The organism is Ornithinimicrobium panacihumi, from assembly GCF_052073805.1.
Classification (GTDB): domain Bacteria; phylum Actinomycetota; class Actinomycetes; order Actinomycetales; family Dermatophilaceae; genus Ornithinicoccus; species Ornithinicoccus panacihumi.
Genome location: NZ_JBQGWG010000006.1, coordinates 40,964 through 58,919, shown reverse-complemented (window position 1 = coordinate 58,919; position 17,956 = coordinate 40,964). Strand labels below are relative to the sequence as shown.

General features: G+C 71.9%; 15 protein-coding genes. 5 read left to right on the top strand and 10 right to left on the bottom strand.

What is annotated here, in order from left to right; genetic code table 11:
* Positions 1-154: 154 nt before the first annotated feature.
* The 3 genes from ftsL to mraZ form a co-directional block, all read right to left on the bottom strand.
* The gene (gene ftsL / locus ACTMMA_RS07800) at positions 155-622 is read right to left on the bottom strand and encodes a cell division protein FtsL (protein WP_441189553.1); all 468 of its coding nucleotides are present in this window, start codon (positions 620-622) and stop codon (positions 155-157) included.
* Positions 619-1,707 carry a 16S rRNA (cytosine(1402)-N(4))-methyltransferase RsmH gene (rsmH, locus tag ACTMMA_RS07795; protein WP_441189552.1) on the bottom strand — a complete coding sequence of 363 codons (1,089 nt, stop codon included), beginning with the start codon at positions 1,705-1,707 and terminating at the stop codon, positions 619-621. Before rsmH ends, ftsL begins: the two co-directional genes overlap by 4 nt.
* A 203-nt stretch (positions 1,708-1,910) precedes the next feature.
* The gene (gene mraZ, locus ACTMMA_RS07790; RefSeq protein ID WP_441189666.1) at positions 1,911-2,348 is read right to left on the bottom strand and encodes a division/cell wall cluster transcriptional repressor MraZ; all 438 of its coding nucleotides are present in this window, start codon (positions 2,346-2,348) and stop codon (positions 1,911-1,913) included.
* A gap of 475 nt (positions 2,349-2,823) precedes the next feature.
* Here mraZ and ACTMMA_RS07785 point away from each other — a divergent pair, with 475 nt between their 5' ends.
* Genes ACTMMA_RS07785 through ACTMMA_RS07775 form a run of 3 tightly spaced genes read left to right on the top strand, consistent with a single transcriptional unit; the run spans position 2,824 to position 7,426 of the window.
* The gene (locus ACTMMA_RS07785) at positions 2,824-3,810 is read left to right on the top strand and encodes an AAA family ATPase (RefSeq protein WP_441189551.1); all 987 of its coding nucleotides are present in this window, start codon (positions 2,824-2,826) and stop codon (positions 3,808-3,810) included.
* A gap of 26 nt (positions 3,811-3,836) precedes the next feature.
* Positions 3,837-5,090 (top strand): DUF58 domain-containing protein, encoded by a 1,254-nt coding sequence (locus ACTMMA_RS07780; protein WP_441189550.1) that lies wholly within the window; start codon positions 3,837-3,839, stop codon positions 5,088-5,090.
* Entirely contained in the window at positions 5,087-7,426 is a 2,340-nt protein-coding gene (locus ACTMMA_RS07775) for a transglutaminase TgpA family protein (RefSeq protein WP_441189549.1), read from the top strand. Before ACTMMA_RS07780 ends, ACTMMA_RS07775 begins: the two co-directional genes overlap by 4 nt.
* Here ACTMMA_RS07775 and ACTMMA_RS07770 read toward each other — a convergent pair.
* The 6 genes from ACTMMA_RS07770 to ACTMMA_RS07745 form a co-directional block, all read right to left on the bottom strand.
* Entirely contained in the window at positions 7,404-7,943 is a 540-nt protein-coding gene (locus ACTMMA_RS07770) for a GNAT family N-acetyltransferase (RefSeq protein ID WP_441189548.1), read from the bottom strand. The two genes, ACTMMA_RS07775 and ACTMMA_RS07770, sit on opposite strands and share 23 nt — an antisense overlap.
* A gap of 8 nt (positions 7,944-7,951) precedes the next feature.
* Positions 7,952-9,889, bottom strand: coding sequence for an RNA polymerase sigma factor (locus tag ACTMMA_RS07765; RefSeq protein ID WP_441189547.1), 1,938 nt, complete (start codon positions 9,887-9,889; stop codon positions 7,952-7,954).
* A 207-nt stretch (positions 9,890-10,096) separates the two neighbouring features.
* Positions 10,097-10,504 (bottom strand): universal stress protein, encoded by a 408-nt coding sequence (locus ACTMMA_RS07760; RefSeq protein ID WP_441189546.1) that lies wholly within the window; start codon positions 10,502-10,504, stop codon positions 10,097-10,099.
* 98 nt (positions 10,505-10,602) lie between these two features.
* A complete protein-coding gene (locus tag ACTMMA_RS07755; RefSeq protein ID WP_441189545.1) occupies positions 10,603-11,769 on the bottom strand; it encodes a DUF4192 family protein in 1,167 nt (388 codons plus the stop codon).
* 67 nt (positions 11,770-11,836) lie between these two features.
* Positions 11,837-12,598 (bottom strand): EcsC family protein, encoded by a 762-nt coding sequence (locus ACTMMA_RS07750; protein WP_441189544.1) that lies wholly within the window; start codon positions 12,596-12,598, stop codon positions 11,837-11,839.
* Positions 12,599-12,672: 74 nt separating this feature from the next.
* Positions 12,673-13,689 (bottom strand): PAC2 family protein, encoded by a 1,017-nt coding sequence (locus tag ACTMMA_RS07745; RefSeq protein WP_441189543.1) that lies wholly within the window; start codon positions 13,687-13,689, stop codon positions 12,673-12,675.
* A 148-nt stretch (positions 13,690-13,837) separates the two neighbouring features.
* Between ACTMMA_RS07745 and ACTMMA_RS07740 the strand changes: the two genes are divergently transcribed.
* Entirely contained in the window at positions 13,838-15,970 is a 2,133-nt protein-coding gene (locus ACTMMA_RS07740; RefSeq protein ID WP_441189542.1) for a S9 family peptidase, read from the top strand.
* Positions 15,970-16,674 (top strand): 4a-hydroxytetrahydrobiopterin dehydratase, encoded by a 705-nt coding sequence (locus ACTMMA_RS07735; protein ID WP_441189541.1) that lies wholly within the window; start codon positions 15,970-15,972, stop codon positions 16,672-16,674. Before ACTMMA_RS07740 ends, ACTMMA_RS07735 begins: the two co-directional genes overlap by 1 nt.
* On the opposite strand, the gene coaE is transcribed toward ACTMMA_RS07735, so the two are convergent.
* Positions 16,662-17,930, bottom strand: a complete 1,269-nt coding sequence (coaE, locus tag ACTMMA_RS07730; RefSeq protein ID WP_441189540.1) for a dephospho-CoA kinase — start codon at positions 17,928-17,930, stop codon at positions 16,662-16,664. The genes ACTMMA_RS07735 and coaE overlap by 13 nt on opposite strands.
* Positions 17,931-17,956: the final 26 nt, after the last annotated feature.

Genomic DNA, 17,956 nt, shown 5'->3' with positions numbered 1-17,956 from the left:
GGGGTCCGCCGGGGTCGACCACGGGAGGCTCCTGCTGCCACGTGCTTCTCACCCCTGTCAACACTGTGCCGAGTGCGGTTCGTCGAGTGTGGTTCTCGAGTGCGGTTACGGACGGAGGAGGTCCCGACTCCTGACGTCCTGCTGGTGCGACCGCTCACTCGTCCTTCGGGAGGGGGACACCGGTGGCGGGCAGATCAACCGTAATCGTGCGGTTGCCGTCGACCATGGATGCCACGCCGGTGAGCTCTCCGCCGGACAGGTGGAGCGTCGCGGTCGAGGTGCTCGGCACCATCTTGAGACGCTTCGCCTCCTTGGCCAGGTTCTCCGAGGACTCCAGCTGGGCCAACTGCGTCTCCAGGGTGACCTTGGTGTCGTGCAGCTCGGTGACCTGGGCGTTGAGCCGGGAGATCGTGTAGGACCCCTCGGCCCGTGCGGTGTTGAGCAGGAGCACGGCACTGAAGGCCGCCACGACCACCAGCAGGCACAGGATCAGGAAGGCGGGGTGCGCCGCGACCGGCGCCGCGTCCTGGACCCGGGTGCGACGGTCGGAGCGTTGGGCGGCGCGCGGGGCGGGCCGGACCCCTGCACGACCCAGCAGGACGGAAGCGGTCATCTGGCTCATGGCTGCACCTTCGGGTCGGTGTCGGTGGTGTCGTTCTGGACGCTGTCGTTCTGGGCGCTGTCGTTCTGGACGCTGTCGTTCAGGACGGCGTGGCTCGGGGCCATCTCCGCCTGGTCGGGGGTGGCACGGAGGCGCTCGGCGGCGCGCAGCCGCACCGACGCCGAGCGCGGGTTGGCGCCCACCTCGGCCGCGTCGGCCTGCTCGGCGCCCCGGACGAGGAGACGCAACCAGGGCGCGTGCTCGGGGAGCTCGAAGGGCAGGTCCGGCGGGGCCGAGCTCGTGGCGCCGGCGGCGAGCCCGCGCTTGGTGATGCGGTCCTCCAGCGAGTGATAGCTCAGGACGACGATCCGGCCGCCCACGGCCAGCGCCGACAGGGCACGCTCCAGACCCTGGGTCCACACGCTCAGCTCGCGGTTGACCTCGATCCGCAGGGCCTGGAAGGTCCGCTTGGCGGGGTGGCCGCCGCTGCGCTGGCTGGCCGCCGGCACCACGTCGTGGAGGAGCTCGACGAGCGGGCCGGAGGTGGTGAAGGGCTCGGTCTCCCGGCGACGCACGACGGCGCGGGCGATCTGGCGGGCGAACTTCTCCTCGCCGAACTCCCGCAGGATGTCCGCGAGCTCACCCATCTCGTAGGTGTTGAGGATCTCCGCGGCGGTGACCCCGCTCGTCTGGTCCATCCGCATGTCCAGCGGCGCGTCGGTGCGGTAGGCGAAGCCCCGCTCCGACTCGTCCAGCTGGAGGGAGGAGACACCCAGGTCGAAGAGGATCGCGTCGGCCCGCGCCAGGCCCAGGTCCGCCAGCACCGCCGGCACGTCGTCGCTGACGGCGTGCACGCCGGTGAAGCGGTCACCGAAAGGGGCCAGCCGCTCGGTGGCCAGCGCCAGCGCCTCCGGGTCGCGGTCGATGCCGATCGCGCGGGCCTGCGGGCAGCGGGTCAGCACGCCCTCGGTGTGACCCCCCATGCCGAGGGTCCCGTCGACGAAGACGGCGCCCTCGCGCTGGAGCGCAGGGGCGAGGAGGTCGACGCAGCGGTCGAGCATGACCGGCACGTGCCGGGAGGCGGTGGGAGGTGCGCTCGGCTTCATGGCGTGCGGCCCGGAGAGGTCTGAGTCGGTCGGCCGGAGGTCCTCGGCCCCGGATCCTGGTCCCCCACCGTCCGTCCTGCGGGTCCGGGACGGGGGAAGTCGTCCCGGCTGTGCGCGGGCTCCGGCGCGGGGGAAGTCGCGTCGGAACATGTCTGGGCGGACGGGGGGAGACCAGGACCCGGGCGCGCGGTGGCGCTCCCGGCTCAGATCAGTCCGGGCACCACCTCCTCCGAACGCTCGGCGAAGGCGGGCTCGGCGACGTCCAGGTATGCGGTCCACGCGCCGGTGTCCCAGACCTCGACGCGATTGCCCGCCCCGATGACGGTGCACTCGCCGGTGAGTCCGGCGTAGGCGCGCAGCACCGGCGGGATGGTGACCCGACCCTGCTTGTCAGGAAGCTCGTCCGAGGCCCCGGAGAGGAAGACACGCTGGTAGTCGCGGACGTCCCGGGAGGTGGTGGTCGTCCCGGTCGTCATCTCGGTGGCGATCCGCTCGAACTCCGCGCGGGGGTAGACGTACAGGCACCGCTCCTGCCCGCGGGTGATGACCAGACCGTCCTCAAGGCGGGCGCGGAACTTGGCCGGCAGGAACATCCGCCCCTTGTCGTCGAGCTTGGGGGTGTGGGTGCCGAGGAAGAGCACTCGGACCACCCCCTCTCGGCTCGGTTCACGGGTCTGTGTCTCCAGGTCGCCCCACTCTACTCCACTTTGCTCCCTCTCCGCAGCAAAATCCCGCATGTTTCCTCGCGATTCTCAACATCGTTGCAGGTCAGGGGCCAGGGAGCGAAGTGGAGCAGATTCTGCCTCCAGGACCACCCTTCCCACCGGCACCGGACCCCGCACCCGGACCGGGGTGACGGCCGAGGATGCGGGGCGTGACCGCATACCCGCAGGTCAGAGCAGTTTCCTCCCGGCACCCGGTGAGCTGTGGAGCGAGGTGGAGCAGAGATATGGAGCGAAGTCCAGCAGAGGTGGGGAGCGAAGTGGGCGGAGGTGTGGAGGGAGGTGGAGCGCAGGCGTGGAGGGAGGTGGGGCGAAGTGCGGCGGGGTCCGCCGGAGTGGGCGCTGCGGGTGCCGGAATGCACGATCCGGGCCCAGGTTTGGCAAGATCGAGGACATGTCTGCGATCTCCCCCGCACCCGACGCGGTCGACCTCGACTCGGTGCAGTCCGTCGCCGTCGCGATCCAGCGCGCGATCACCACCGTCATCGAGGGCAAGGACGACGTGGTCGCGACCGCGGTCACCGTCCTGCTGGCCGAGGGTCACCTGCTCGTCGAGGACGTTCCGGGGGTCGGCAAGACCATGCTGGCCAAGGCTCTCGCCCGGGCCATCGACTGCCGGGTCTCCCGCGTCCAGTTCACACCCGACCTGCTGCCCAGCGACATCACCGGCGTGAGCGTCTTCAACCAGGAGACCCGCGACTTCGAGTTCCGCAAGGGCTCGGTCTTCGCCAACGTCGTGGTGGGCGACGAGATCAACCGCGCCTCCCCCAAGACGCAGTCGGCGCTGCTGGAGGCGATGGAGGAGCGGCAGGTCACGGTCGACGGCACGACCTACGAGCTGCCGCGCCCCTTCCTGGTGATGGCCACCCAGAACCCGATCGAGATGGAGGGCACCTACCCGCTGCCGGAGGCGCAGCGCGACCGGTTCATGGCGCGCCTGTCGATGGGCTATCCGTCGGTCTCCTCCGAGATGGCCATGCTGGCCTCGCACGGCGCGGTGAACCCGCTGGACTCCCTCCAGCCGGTCGCGACCGCCGAGGACGTGCAGCGCGCGATCGAGTCGATCCGTAACCTGCACACCGCCGACGTGCTGCGCCAGTACGTCGTCGACGTCGTCGGCGCCTCCCGTCAGCACCGCCTGCTGCGCCTCGGCGCCTCCCCGCGGGCCGGCCTGCAGCTGCTGCGTGCCGCCCGCGCCCACGCCGCGCTCACCGGCCGCGACCACGTGCTCCCCGAGGACGTGCAGACCATGGCGGTCCCGGTGCTGGCCCACCGCGTCCTGCCCAGCGGCGAGGCCTCGCTGGCCCGGCACAGCCCGGCCGACCTGGTCCGCGACCTCATGGGCAAGACGCCGGTCCCCTCCGGACGCTCCGCCCGCTGAGCCGACGACCTGATGCCGACGACCTGATGCGCTCTCCTTTCGGCCGGCTGACCACCCGGGGCAAGTTGTTCCTCGCCCTGGGTGCGGTCGTGGCTGCTGCGGGAGTGCTCCTGGGCTATCCGGACGTCACGCGGGTCGGCCTGGTCCTGGTGGCCCTGCCCGTGCTGGCGCTGCTCCTGATGCCCAGGCGCACGCCCCGGATCCGGGTGCTGCGACGCATCGACCCACCCCGTCTGACCCCGGACGAGCGAGGGGTCGTCGAGGTCCGCTTCACCAACGTCGGCCGCAGGCGCACCCCGGTCTACCTGGCCGAGGAGCACCTCCACTACCAGCTGGGCGACCGGCCCCGCTTCGTGCTGCCGCGGATGACGCCGGGCGAGGAGCGGCGGCTGACCTACACGATCCGCAGCCGCCACCGCGGGGCCTACACCCTGGGCCCGATCATGCTGCGCCAGCGCGATCCCTTCGGGCTCACCTTCCTCACCCTCCAGCTGTCCGCCACCTCCGAGGTGCTGGTGCTCCCGCGCCTGCACTCCCTCGGCGACGGTCGGGTGCGAGGCACCTCCCGCGGCAGCGAGGGCGAGATGCCGCAGATGGTGGCGCTCCACGGTGAGGACGACGTCAGCATCCGCAACTGGCGCGAGGGTGACGAGCTGCGCCGGGTGCACTGGCCGGCGACCGCCCACCGCGGCGAGCTCATGGTGCGGCAGGAGGACCGTCCCGCCCGTCGGCGCGCCCTCCTCCTGCTCGACTCCCGCTCCCAGGCCCACCCGGGCAGCGGGGTGCGGAGCTCCTACGAGTGGTCTGTCTCCGCGCTGGCCTCGGTCGCCCGCCACCTCGTCGCCAACGGCTTCGTGGTCCACCTGCTCACCGACGACGCCCTGCGCGACGGCACCGCCGACGACCCGATCGAGCTGGACGAGACACTCAGCTCGCTGGCGCGGGTGCAGCCCGAGCAGGACTCCCGCCTCGACCGCTTGACGGCGGCCGCCTCCTCCTTCACCGCCGGCGGCGCCCTGGTCGTCGCCGCGGTGGTCGCCAGCGACGAGGAGTCGCTGCGCACGCTGGCCGCCATCCGCCAGCCCGGCTCCCGTGCCCTCGCCTTCGTCATCGACCCCGAGAAGTTCGGCGGCTCGCGCGGTGAGACGGGGGACGGCGCCTCCTCCCCCACCAGCACGCTGGCCGACGCCGGCTGGCGCACCGTGGTGGTAGGACCGCACACCGAGGTCGCCCAGGCCTGGGCCGCGATCAGCCCGACGTCCGTGGGGAGCATGCGATGAGCGCCCTCGACAACCAAGCCTTCAACCAGGCCTTCCACCGCGGCATGTGGGCCGAGGGGCTCGTGGCGGCCCTGGCCACCCTCGCCGTCGCCTGGCCGCTGACCCAGCTGCTCCGGGAGGACACCTGGCTGGTGCCGGCCGTGCTCATGGTGGGCCTGGTGGCGCTCACCGGGGCGGTCCTGCGGACCATCGACGCGCCCCCGAGCGTGGTCTCGCTGGGCCAGCTCGCGCTGGGCCTCGCCGGCCTGATGCAGCTCTACCTGCGCGACTCGCTGTGGAGGGGTTTCCTGCCGACCTCGGAGACCCTGCCCCTCGCGGGCGAACTCCTGCGCGAGGCAGGTGTGGTGCTGCAGACCTATGCCGCCCCCGCACCGACCACCGAGGGGGTCGCCTTCCTCGTCGTCGCGGTGCTCACCCTGACCTCGATCTCGGTGGACTCCATGGGAGTCACGGGACGGGCGCCGGCCAGCGCGGGCATCCCCCTGGCCGCCGGCTTCCTCGTCTCGGTCTCCAACTCGGGCCAGGCCATGGAGCCGTGGTACTTCGCCGCCGTCGCCGCCCTGTGGCTGGTCATGCTCGCCCAGCAGGGCCACCGCGTGGTGACCGCCTGGCCCTCGGACTCCCGCCGCGAGTCGGTCGGCAGCGACGACGTGTCCTCGGGCATCCCGCGCCACAAGGGCCTGGCGCAGGTGCTCGGCATCGGCGCCCTCGTGGCCGCGGTCGCCGGCGCGGCCGCCATCCCGCACCTGCCGCCGACCTTCTTCGGCGAGGGCCTGGCGCGCAACCCGGACGCCCGCGAGGTGCAGGGCGGCACCGGCGAGGTCTCCTTCACCGAGACGATGGACCCGACGCAGGACCTGCGCAACCAGTCCCAGGAGCCGGTCCTGACCTACCGGACCACTGCTCCGCGGCTCGAGCCGCTGCGCGTGACGTCCACCGAGAAGTGGGAGGACGGCCGCTGGGTCGCCCCGGACCGCGACGAGGGTCCGATCATGCCCGTCGGCGAGCAGATCCCCGCCCCGGAGGGCCTCTCCCCCGAGGTGCCCACCGAGGAGCAGACCCTGACCGTGCTGGGCAACGCCCTGCCGGCCCCGCACCTCGCGGCGCCCTCACCGCTGGCCAGCGTGCGCACCGGCAACGGCGAGACCTTCCGCTACGACCCCACGGACGCCACGGTGCTCCTCGACCGTGCCGCCCCGCGCTACGAGGCGACCTGGCTGGCCCTGCCCGGCGGCACCGAGCTGCCCGAGGGCACCGGTGCCCCGCTGGAGGACCGCAGCGCCTTCCCGGAGGAGGTGCTGGAGGTCGACGACACCACCACCGCCTCGATCGATGACCTGACCGAGGAGATCGTCGGCGATGAGACCAACGACCTGGCCAAGGCCATCGCGATCCAGAACCACTTCCGCACCGAGGGCTACACCTACTCCCTCGAGCTGGACCCCGCTGCCCGCGAGGATGCCACCGACCCGATCGGCGGCTTCCTGGACACCAAGATCGGCTACTGCGTGCAGTACGCCACGACGATGGTGATGATGGCCCGCCACGAGGGCATCCCGGCCCGGATGGCCGTGGGCTTCCTGCCCGGCGAGGTGCAGACCGACGGCAGCCGCAAGGTCGTGGCCGCCAACGCGCACACCTGGCCCGAGCTATGGATCGAGGGTATGGGGTGGACGCGCTTCGAGCCCACGCCCCGGGTCCACGCCGGCCCCCCGCCCGCCTACGCCCGGACCCCTGCCGAGGGAGCGGCCGAGACCGAGACGACCACGACCACCACCCGCACCATCACCCCGAGCGTCAACCCGACGCCGCCCCCCACCCCGGTCGAGCCGACCTGGCTGGACCGCCTCGGCGAGATCCTGCCGTGGCTGGGTCGGATCCTGCTGGGCGTGCTCGTCCTGGCTCTGCTGATGGCGGTCGTCCCGTTCGTGGGCCGTCGCTACCGGGAGGCCGGTCTGCGGTCCGCCGAGGACGTGGGCGACGAGGTCGAGGGTCAGTGGACCCTGCTGACCCGCTCGTTGCAGGACCTCGGCGTCGAGCCTCCGCCGGCCCGCAGCCCCCGCGACATGGCGCGGCACTACGAGGGTGAGACGGTGCTGAACCGGCGCAGCACCGAGGCGCTCGGCCGGGTCACCGCGACCCTGGAGCGCAGCCGCTACGCTCCCCCGGCGGCCACGGCGGCCAAGGACGCCGAACGGATGAGGGAGGACGTGCAGGCGGTGGTCGAGGACGTGCGCAGGGACACGCCGTGGAACGTCCGGCTCAACGCCCTTCTGCTGCCCCGCAGCGGGATGGACGGCATCCGGGCGTGGTTCAACGGCGACTTCCGCCGGTAGACAGCGGCAGCTCCATCTCCAGGTCCGTCGACCCCCGCGTCGGGTGCACGAGCCGCCGGCCGGTCAGCTCGAAGCCGAGCCGCCGGTAGGCGGCGATGGCTCGGACGTTGGTCTCCAGGGCCTGCAGGACCCATCGCTTCGCGCCCTGCTCACGCGCGACCGGCAGGGCGGCCGCGGCGAGCGCGTCCAGCACGCCCCGTGACCGCCACTGCGGCCGGACGTAGACAGCCACCACGAGCAGGTCGTCAGGGAGCAGCCCCTCGTCCTGCGGCCCAGGAGGCACCATGGTCCAGGTGCCGACGGGTCGACCACCGACCCGGGCGTGGAAGGTGCCGGGGTGGGCGCTACGGCGCCACTCCTCCTCGGACCGGCCCACCACGTCGGCGTGCTCGGTCCAGAAGGCCTCCGGCGCGTCGAGCAGCATCTCGAGCCGCAGCTCGCGATAGTCCTGCCAGTCCTGCGGACCCAGCCGCACCACCTCTCCGGGGAACGCGTCCGCAGGGGTGGGTGACAGCATACCAGCCCTCAGTCGAGGTAGTCGCGAAGGACCTGCGAGCGCGAGGGGTGACGCAGCTTGCTCATCGTCTTGGACTCGATCTGGCGGATCCGCTCGCGGGTGACCCCGTAGACCTTGCCGATCTCGTCCAGCGTCTTGGGCTGGCCGTCGGAGAGGCCGAAGCGCATGGAGACGACGCCCGCCTCGCGCTCGGAGAGCGTGTCGAGCACCGAGTGCAGCTGCTCCTGCAGGAGGGTGAAGGAGACCGCGTCGGCCGGGACGACCGCCTCGGAGTCCTCGATGAGGTCGCCGAACTCGCTGTCGCCGTCCTCACCCAGCGGGGTGTGCAGCGAGATGGGCTCGCGGCCGTACTTCTGGACCTCGACGACCTTCTCCGGCGTCATGTCCAGCTCGGCGGCCAGCTCCTCCGGGGTGGGCTCACGGCCCAGGTCCTGCAGCATCTGGCGCTGGACGCGGGCGAGCTTGTTGATGACCTCGACCATGTGCACCGGGATACGGATGGTGCGGGCCTGGTCAGCCATCGCGCGGGTGATCGCCTGCCGGATCCACCAGGTGGCGTAGGTCGAGAACTTGTAACCCTTGGTGTAGTCGAACTTCTCGACCGCACGGATCAGACCCAGGTTGCCCTCCTGGATGAGGTCCAGGAAGAGCATGCCGCGGCCGGTGTAGCGCTTGGCCAGCGAGACCACGAGTCGCAGGTTGGCCTCAAGCAGGTGGTTCTTGGCGTTCTTGCCGTCGTTGGCGATCCACCACAACTCTCGCTTGAGCTTGGCCTCGATCTTCTCGCCGGAGTTGAGCTTCTCCTCTGCGAAGAGACCGGCCTCGATGCGCTTGGCCAGCTCGACCTCCTGCTCGGCGTTGAGGAGGGCGACCTTGCCGATCTGCTTCAGGTAGTCCTTGACCGGGTCGGCCGTCGCGCCGGCGGTCACGACCTGCTGGGCAGGCGCGTCGTCGTCGTCGGCGGTGGACAGGACGAAGCTGTCGTCGTCGGACTTGGCGCCGTCGGCCTTCCCCTTGCCGTCGACGTCCTTGTCCTCGTCGTCCTCATCGGCGTCGGAGTCCTTGCCGGTGTCCTTCTCGGCGTCCTTCTCCGTGTCCTTCTCGGTGTCCTTCTCGGTGTCCTTGTCGTCGACCTCGACCTCCGCGTCGACGTCGTCCTTGAGGTCGGCCTCGTCCGGGTCGACCTCGACGTCAGGATCCTCGGTCTCCTCGACCTCCGCGGTGGTGGAGGTCGCGCCCTTGGCGGCGGTCTTCTTGGCGGTGGACCGCGAGGCCCGCTTGCGCGCCGGTGCAGCCGTCTCCCCCGCGGCTGCGGACGCGGCGGCCCGGGTGGTGCCGGCCTTCTTCGCGGCCGTCTTGGTGGTGGCGGTCTTCGCGGCGGCCGTCTTGGTGGCTGCCGTCTTCGTGGCAGCCGTCTTGCTGGCAGCCGTCTTCGTGGCGGCGGCCTTCTTCGTCGCGGTGGTCTTGCTCGCGGTGGTCTTCGAGGCGGCCGTCTTCGAGGCGGCCGTCTTCGTCGCAGCAGCCTTCGTGGCGGTCTTGCTCGCGGCCGTCTTGGACGCCGCCGTCTTGGTGGTGGCGGCCTTCGTCGCGGCGGTCTTGGACGCGGCCGTCTTGGGCGCGGCCGTCTTGGTCGCAGCGGTCTTGGAGGCGGCGGTCTTGGACGCGGCGGTCTTCGAGGCGGCCGTCTTACGGGTGCGACGGGCGGGGGTCGCGGCCGAGGTGCCATCGTCGCGGATCTCGATCGCCTGGTCGCTGAAGACGCGCAGCACCTTCTTCTGCGCGGCGGGAGTGCTCACCTCGGCGGCCTCCAACGCCTCGCGCACCTGGGAGAGCGCGACGTGCCCCTCGGAGGTCCCCTGCGCCAGGAGCTTCTTGAGCACCTCGTGCTCGAACGCCGGGGGTAGTTCGGTCGCGGGCGGGGTGGTGCTGGAGGTCTTGGCAGTCACGGGGAGAACCAACTCTTTTCTGGCTGTGCGTGCAGCGCCTCGGGAAGGGCCCCGGGCAAGGAGGAGCGTCGGCCTAGGTGTCGTGGAAGTCGTGCGCGTCCTGCGGCTGCCGCAGGCGATCTCGTTCCATTATAAAACGCCGGAGCTGCCCGAGATATGCCGAGGCCCGGCAGACCGCCTCGTGGCGGCCCGCCGGGCGGGTCCGGATCAGTCGTTCTCGCCTGCCTTGACGGCGAGGACGGGGCAGGACGCCTCGAGCAGGATGCGCTGGGCGTTGGAGCCCAGGATCAGCTTGCCGATCGGCGAGCGGCGGCGCAGCCCGATGACGATGCACGAGGCGTCGCTCTCCTCCGCGACACCGACCAGGTCCTCGGCGGGCTCGTTGCCGCGCACCAGGGCGCGGACCTCGTGCTCGACACCGGCGGCGTCGAGGTCGGCCTGGACCTTGGCCAGCTCCTCCTCGAAGCGCTGGGCCTCGCTCGCGTCGAAGTCCCGACCACCACGGTGGGAGTTGACGACGATCAGCTTGACGTTGCGCAGCTTGGCCTCTTCGCTGGCCTGGCGCAGGGCGGCGCGGCCTTCGCGGGTGGGAATGTAGCCGACGATGACAGACATGGGGGCCTCTCCTCTTGTGGTGCTCCTGCCTGCGCAGATTACACCGCTCCGGCCCCTCGCTGTCGTCCGGCTCCACCCGCATCGCCGGCCCCTCTCCCTCAGGCCGCGCGCGCCGCGGCTGCCATCACCCGCGGGTTCACGCCCTTGGACAACGCGACATCGAAGAGCATCGCCAGGGCGTAGCCCGGCTCCCGCTCCAGCGCGAGCGCGATCGTCTCGTTGGCGAGGGTTCCCTGGCCGTTCCACCAGGCCACGCAGCCGGCGATCGTCAGCAACGACGCGGTGCGTCCCTCCGGGAGCATGGACGACAGCTCGACCAGCCTGGTGACCGCCTGCTCCTCGCTGCCGGGCACCAGGGCAGGCACGGCATCCTGCAGGGCCTCATCGCCGGCCCGCAGCGCCATCTGTCGTGGCGGGAAGAGCTCAGGCACCCAGCGCGAGAGGACGAGGTCGCGGGTGGCCCGGTCGGTCAAGGTCACCCCGATGGCGGCCCGCACCTTGGGACTGGGCGCCTCGCCCTGGGTCACCCATCTCCCCAGCGCGGCCAGCGCCGCCTCCTCGTCGAGCCGCGACATGTCCAGGGCCAGGATGTCCTCGGCGAGCTGCGTCACCCCGGCCGCCCGCTCGTCCCGGCGGCGCACCAGGTCGACGACATCCCCTCGCCGGCGTCCGGGATTGCGGCCCTTGAGCACCCAGTCAGCGATGGCGGGGACGTCTTCGGGGCTGGGCAGATCTCGCCAGTCACCCGGCGCGTGCTCGACGTCGCCGTCCTCCCCCACGACGGGACAGACCTCGCCGGCCGTGATGAGAGGCAGGTGGGTGCCGCCACGCACGACGTGCACCTCGTGGGCGGCGACCCCCACCGTGGGAAGGATGGAGCGGCACTGCCGCAGGATCTCGGCGGCCAGGTCGTCGTCCGCGTCGTAGAGGAAGACGTGCGCCAGCAACGCCGGTCGTGTCTGCCCGCCGAGCCAGCGCTCCATGCCGGAGTGGTCGAGGCTGAACCCGTCAGCGTGGTCGCGCCGGACCAGCTGCGCCATCGGCTCGACGATCTGAGCGACCATCGGCGCCACGGTCTCGGGTGAGGACGGGAGGTCGACCCGGAGCGTCACCTCCACCGCGGAGCCCGACCGGCCCCGTCGTGGGAGGCGTCCGGCGATGAGGACGATGGAGCTCTCGGGGGTGTAGCCCAGGAGATAGGGCACGCTGGTGAGAAGGTGCGCAGCCCCCCGGAGCGCGGGCGTGGACGTCTGGTGTTTCGTCATGCCCCCACAGTGCCGCGAACCGGCCCGCACGTGCGGGCCGGTTCGCGAAAACCTGTGGATAACTCGGTCAGGCGCTGGTGTCGGCGAGGTCGCCGAGCACCGGCTCTGCGGTCTCCCGCAGGGGGAACTCACGCTTGGCGTGGTCGGCGATGCGCTTCATCAGGAGTCCGTCCAGACCGGCACCCACGACGCCGCCGGCGACGGGGACGAAGCGGATGAACCGGCTCAGGGCCTTGCCGCCGACCGAGGTCAGCAGGCGGAAGCCGACGGCCTTGTTGATCATCATCCCGGCGGCCTTGGGCATCCGGGACATGGCCATCCGCGCCAGTCGACCGGAGCCGGTCATCGCGCTCGCGGCCCCGAGGCCGGCCTTCTGGATAAGGTCGTCCGCGTCGGCCCCGACCAGGCTGAGCAGGATCGCGGCGCGGGCGCCCTCGGTGCTCACGTCGTAGCCGCGGGTCTCGGCGATCCCGGCGACCATGCGGGTGGCGAGGGTGTAGAACTCGAGCACGTTGGCCGGCAGCGACACCGGCATGGTCACCAGGCCGCCGAAGCCGGTGACGAAGCCACCGACGCCGGCCATCTTGACGTGGTCGGTGACGATCTCGTTGACCGCCTTCTCGACGTTGTTGCCGTGCTTGCGACGGGCCTTGGCCACCACCTGGGAGGATGAGCCGAGCGGTCCGACCCCGTCGATGCCGAGGTCGACGATCTTGCCGACGAAGCCCTTGGCGAGCTTGTCGAGCGGGCCGTCCGGCTCGGTCTCTGCGGCGTTCGCGGGTGCCTGCTGGGCGACCGGGCGGTCGTCCTTGGAGTCGAAAAGACCCACGGGTGTCCTCCTGGAGGGATGGGTGGAAAGGTCCTGCTGCGTCATCCTCGCACGGCGGCGGGGACGTGTCCTGGTCAGCGCGACGGCTCGTCGCCGGGCGGAATGTCTCCGGGAGAGCTCTCCCCGGGGGCTGCGTCGTCGCGGTCGTCGTGCGGGTCGTCGCGGTCGTCCTGCCGTTCGTCCTCGTCGCCGTCGGCCGACCTCAGGAAGGCCTCGAGCTGGGCGCCGATCTCCTCGGCGCTGGGCAGCTCGGCCTCCTTCTCGGCCAGCAGGCTGCGCCGGCGCTGGCCCTCGACGAAGTGGTCGTAGCGCTCCTCGAGCCCCTGGACGATCTCCCGGGCCTCGTCGTTGTTGGCCAGCTCCTCCTCGATCCGACCGCGCGTCAGCGCGGCCAGCTCGACCAGGCCTGTGGTCGGCAGGACGAGCCCGCCGAGCTCCATGACCGCGTCCAGCGCGGCCACGGCGGCGTCGCCGAACTGCGTCTCGGCCAGGTAGTGCGGCACGTGCACGGCCACGCCGAAGGTCGACAGGCCGGCCTCACCGAGGCGCAGGTGCATCAGCGCGTCGGCGCTGCCGGGCACCTTGACCTGGCCGAAGAGCGGCTTGTGGCCCTCCAGCCTCGACGGGTCGCTGGCGAACCGGGTCGTCCCCACCGGGCGGGTGTGCGGGACGGCCATGGGGATGCCGTGGGCGCTGACCATCGTGCGCACCCCGAAGGCGAGCCCCAACTGCCGGACGGCCTCGATGAAGGCCTCCCACCGGAAGTCCGGCTCCGCGCCGTGCAGGAGCAGGAAGGGCTCGCCCGCGGCGTCGATCATCCGGTAGAGGATCAGCGCGGGGTCGTCGTAGGACGCGTAGTGGTCGGAGTCGAAGGTCATCAGCGGACGCCGCGACCGGTAGTCGATCAGCTCGTCGACCTCGAAGCTGGCCACGACCTCGTGCTCGAGGGTGTCCAGCAGGTGCTCGGCCACGGTGCTGCGCACCTGGCCGGCGTCGAGGAAACCCTCCAGGGACACGAGCAGCACGGCGGCAGGCTTGGGCTGCCGCTCGGCGTCGGTCTCCAGGCGGAACAGTGGCGAGTGCCTCGTCACAGGTGGTCTCCTCTCGGTCTTCGAGGGGTCCAACGCGCAGGACACGCTCCAGATTCCGGGGTATGCGGTTCTCCTCGCCTTCTCCTCGCCCTCTCCAGCCCCGCTTCTCCGGGGGCCTCTGTGGGCGGGAGGTGTTAGAACAGGACACATGACCACACCGGCCTCGCCGTTCCACGACCTGTCCCACTACGTCGCCATCCCCCGGATCTCCGGGCTGGCCCTGTCCCCCGACGGCGATCGCCTGGTGACCACCGTGGCGACCCTCAACCGCAAGGGCACCGGCTACGCCTCGGCTCTGTGGGAGATCGACCCGACCGGCCAGAGCCCGGCCCACCGCATCACGCGCAGCACCAAGGGCGAGGCCGGGGCCGCGTTCGCCGCCAACGGCGACCTCTACTTCTCCTCCTCCAGGCCCTCCCCCGACAGCGACGACGAGGAGCCCCGCTCCGCCCTCTGGCTCATCCCCGCGCGTGGCGGCGAGGCCCGCATGGTCCTGAACCGGCCCGGCGGGATCGCGGGCGTGGTCAGCGCCAAGGACGCCGATCGCGTCCTGGTCACCGCCGGGCTGCTGCCGGGCGCGAAGGACGAGGAGCAGCACGCGGCCCTGGCCAAGGCCCGCAAGGAGGGCGGGGTCGATGCGATCCTGCACGCGGGCTACCCGATCCGTTACTGGGACCACGACCTCGGGCCCGAGGTGCCGCACGTCTTCGCCGTCGAGCGCGGCCCCGACCCCGCCTCCGACCCCGACGAGGGCGAGGACGAGGCCCAGGCCCCGCTCCCAGGCACCCTCGACCGCTCCCCCGAGCTGCGCCTGCGCCTGCTCACCGGCGAGCTGCCCACCCCCCTGCACGAGCCCCAGCCGGTGCTGGCCGACGACGGCACCTTCGCGCTCCTGACCGCCGCCGTGCCCATGGGCCGTGCCGACCTGCGCGAGAAGGTCGTGCGCATCGACGTGACCACCGGCACGGTCAGCACGCTGGCCGACCTGGAGGGCCAGGAGGTCGGCGCGGGCCCGATCAGCCCCGACGGCAGCCGTGCCGTCGTCGTGGTCAGCCACCTCAGCGCCCCCGACCGCGCACCGCACCCGCGGCTGCACGTCATCGACACCAGCACCGGCGAGCTGACCCCGCTGGCCCACGACTGGGACCGATGGGCCCAGCCGGTCGCCTGGACCGCCGACGGCAAGAGCGTCTACGTCCTGGCCGACGACGACGGCCGACGCCCGGTCTTCCGCATCGACGTCGCCTCCGGCGAGGTCACCCAGGTCACCCACGACGACGCCGCCTGGAGCGACCTCGTCCTGGCCCCGGACGGCCGCACCGCCTACGGCGTGCGCAGCTCCTACGAGTTCCCCTCCGAGGTGGTCCGCCTCGACCTGGCCACCGGCGAGGTCACCGAGCTGCCCGGTCCTGTCGAGCGTCCCACGCTGCCGGGCACGCTCGAGGAGATCGAGACCACGACCGAGGACGGGACGCGCGTGCGCGCCTGGCTGGCGCTGCCCCATACCCCCAAGAAGGACCAGCCGCACCCCATGCTGCTGTGGATCCACGGCGGCCCGCTCGGCTCCTGGAACGCCTGGTCCTGGCGCTGGTGCCCGTGGCTGCTCGTCGCCCAGGGCTATGCCGTGCTGCTGCCCGATCCCGCGCTGTCGACCGGCTACGGCCAGGACTTCATCCAGCGTGGCTGGGGCGCCTGGGGCGAGGCGCCCTACACCGACCTGATGGCGATCACCGACGCGGCCGAGGCGCGCGAGGACATCGATGAGACCCGGACCGCGGCGATGGGCGGCTCCTTCGGCGGCTACATGGCCAACTGGGTCGCGGGCCACACCGACCGCTTCAAGGCGATCGTCACGCACGCCTCGTTGTGGGCGTTGGACGGCTTCGGGCCGACCACCGACGCCGCCTTCTACTGGCAGCGGGAGATGACCGAGGAGATGAGCCAGGCCAACAGCCCTCACCGCTTCGTCCAGGACATCGTCACGCCGATGCTGGTCATCCACGGCGACAAGGACTACCGCGTGCCGATCGGCGAGGGCCTGCGGCTGTGGTACGAACTGCTCTCCCGCTCCGGCCTGCCCCAGTCCGAGGACGGCTCGACGGTCCATCGGTTCCTCTACTTCCCGCAGGAGAACCACTGGATCCTCAGCCCGCAGCACGCCAAGGTCTGGTACTCCGTCGTCGAGTCCTTCCTGGCCGATCACGTGCTGGGCCAGGAGCCCTCGGCGCTGCCCGAGGTCCTGGGGCTCTCGGCCCCGGCCGAGGAGGGCAAGGACTCCTGATGGGCCGCGACCAGACCCGCCTGACGCCGCACGCCGCCAGCAACGACCCCGAGCTGGCCGACTGGCGGGTGGTGCTGGGGCGTCTCGGCACCCGCTTCGACACCGGTGACTTCGCGACGGGCGCCAGGCTCGTGGCGGCCATCACCGAGGCCGCCGAGGAGCTGGACCACCACCCCGACGTCGACCTGCGCTACCCGCACGTGACGGTGACGACGGTCAGCCACGACGTCGGGCATCTCACCGGCAGGGACCGGGAGCTGGCGATGCGGATCAGTGCCGCGGCGCGCGAGCTCGGTGTCGAGGCCCGCCCGGCCGAGATCAGCGTCCTGGAGATCGGGCTCGACGTCATGGACGCCTCTGCCGTCGCCCCGTTCTGGCGGGCGGTCCTCGGCTTCGAGCCGGAGTCGCCCGAGGACGAGGCCGACTGCCTGGTCGACCCGGCGTCCCGCCACGCGGCCCTGTGGTTCCAGCAGATGGAGGAGCCGAGGACGGAGCGCAACCGCTTCCACCTGGACATCACGGTGCCGCACGACATCTCCCGCGACCGGGTCGACGCTGCCCTGGAGGCCGGTGGGCGCCTGGTCACCGACGAGTTCGCCCCGGCCTGGTGGGTGCTCGCCGACGCCGAGGGCAACGAGGTCTGCGTCTGCTCCTGGCCTTCGAGACGGGACAGCGGGGAGCCCGAGGACGCTCAGCCAGGCTGACCCTCGGCCCGCCCGTCAGGCTCCCAGCCGGTGGCCTCGGCCCACTCCCGGGCCCGGGGCAGGGCCGCCGCGAACCATGGCTCCTTCGCCTCCGCGTAGTCGGTGGAGCCGAGGCCCTGATCCTGGAGGCCGAGCTTGAGGTCGCGGTAGTCCTGCCGCGCTGCCGGGTCCTGCCGCAGCCAGTCGCGGAACTGCAGCGCCAGCTCCCACGCGGGTGACTCGGCCGGACGGACGTGGCAGTGGAGCACCCTGGCCGGGTCCGCGGTGGCCACCATCCGCTTGGGCCAGGTCTCCCGGGTCGCGTCTGCGTGGGCATGGCCGACGTGGGCATGGCCGACGTGGGCATTGTCGACGTGGGCATGGTCGAACCACCCGCCGTCGCGATCGACCACCAGCAGCCCGACCCTGGCCAGCCGCTCCCCCACCGCAGGGTCGTCCAGCAGCGCGGTGTCCTCCACGATGACCTGCAGGTCGATGACGTCCTTGGCGACCAGGCCCTCGATGCTCGTGCTGCCGACGTGGTCGGCGCGGAGCACCGCCTCCCCGAGGGCATGCCGGACCCGGGCGAGCAGGCGGCCGGCCTCGGCGGGCCAGCCGGGATCGGGGTCGACGAGCGTGAGTTGCTCAGGCCGGCGCGAGGGTATGCCGTGGCGCAGGTTCTCCTCGAAGGGCACCAGCCGCTCGCTCCAGATCTCGTCCACCCGCGCGTGCAGCTCCTCGACGGTGCCCGTGTTGTCGAGCAGCACGTCGGCGGCACGGTGACGCGCGGCGTCGTCCGCCTGGGCCTCGATCCGCCGCCGGGCCTCACCCTCGTCCATGCCGCGGTCGCGCACCAGCCGCTCGAGGCGCACCTCCGCCGGCACGTCGACGATGACCGTCAGCGCGTAGTCCCCCGCACGGTCGAGCTCGACCAGCAGCGGGATGTCGTGCACGACGACCGCGTCGTCCGGTGCCGCGGCGACGAGCTCCCAGGTGCGCTCGGCGATCGCCGGGTGGGTGATCGCCTCCAGGTCGCGACGTGCCTGCGGATCGGCGAAGACGATCGCCCCCAGCGCGGCCCGGTCCAAATACCCTTCGCTGCCCAGCACCTCGGGACCGAAACGCTCCGCGATCGCGGCGAGCGACGGCATACCCGGCTCGACGACCTCCCGCGCGATGACGTCGGCGTCGATGACCACCGCCCCCAGCTCCGCCAGCCGACGGGACACCGTCGACTTGCCCGACCCGATCCCGCCGGAGAGTCCTACCCAGAGCATGCGGTCCAGCCTAGTGACGCAGGCCC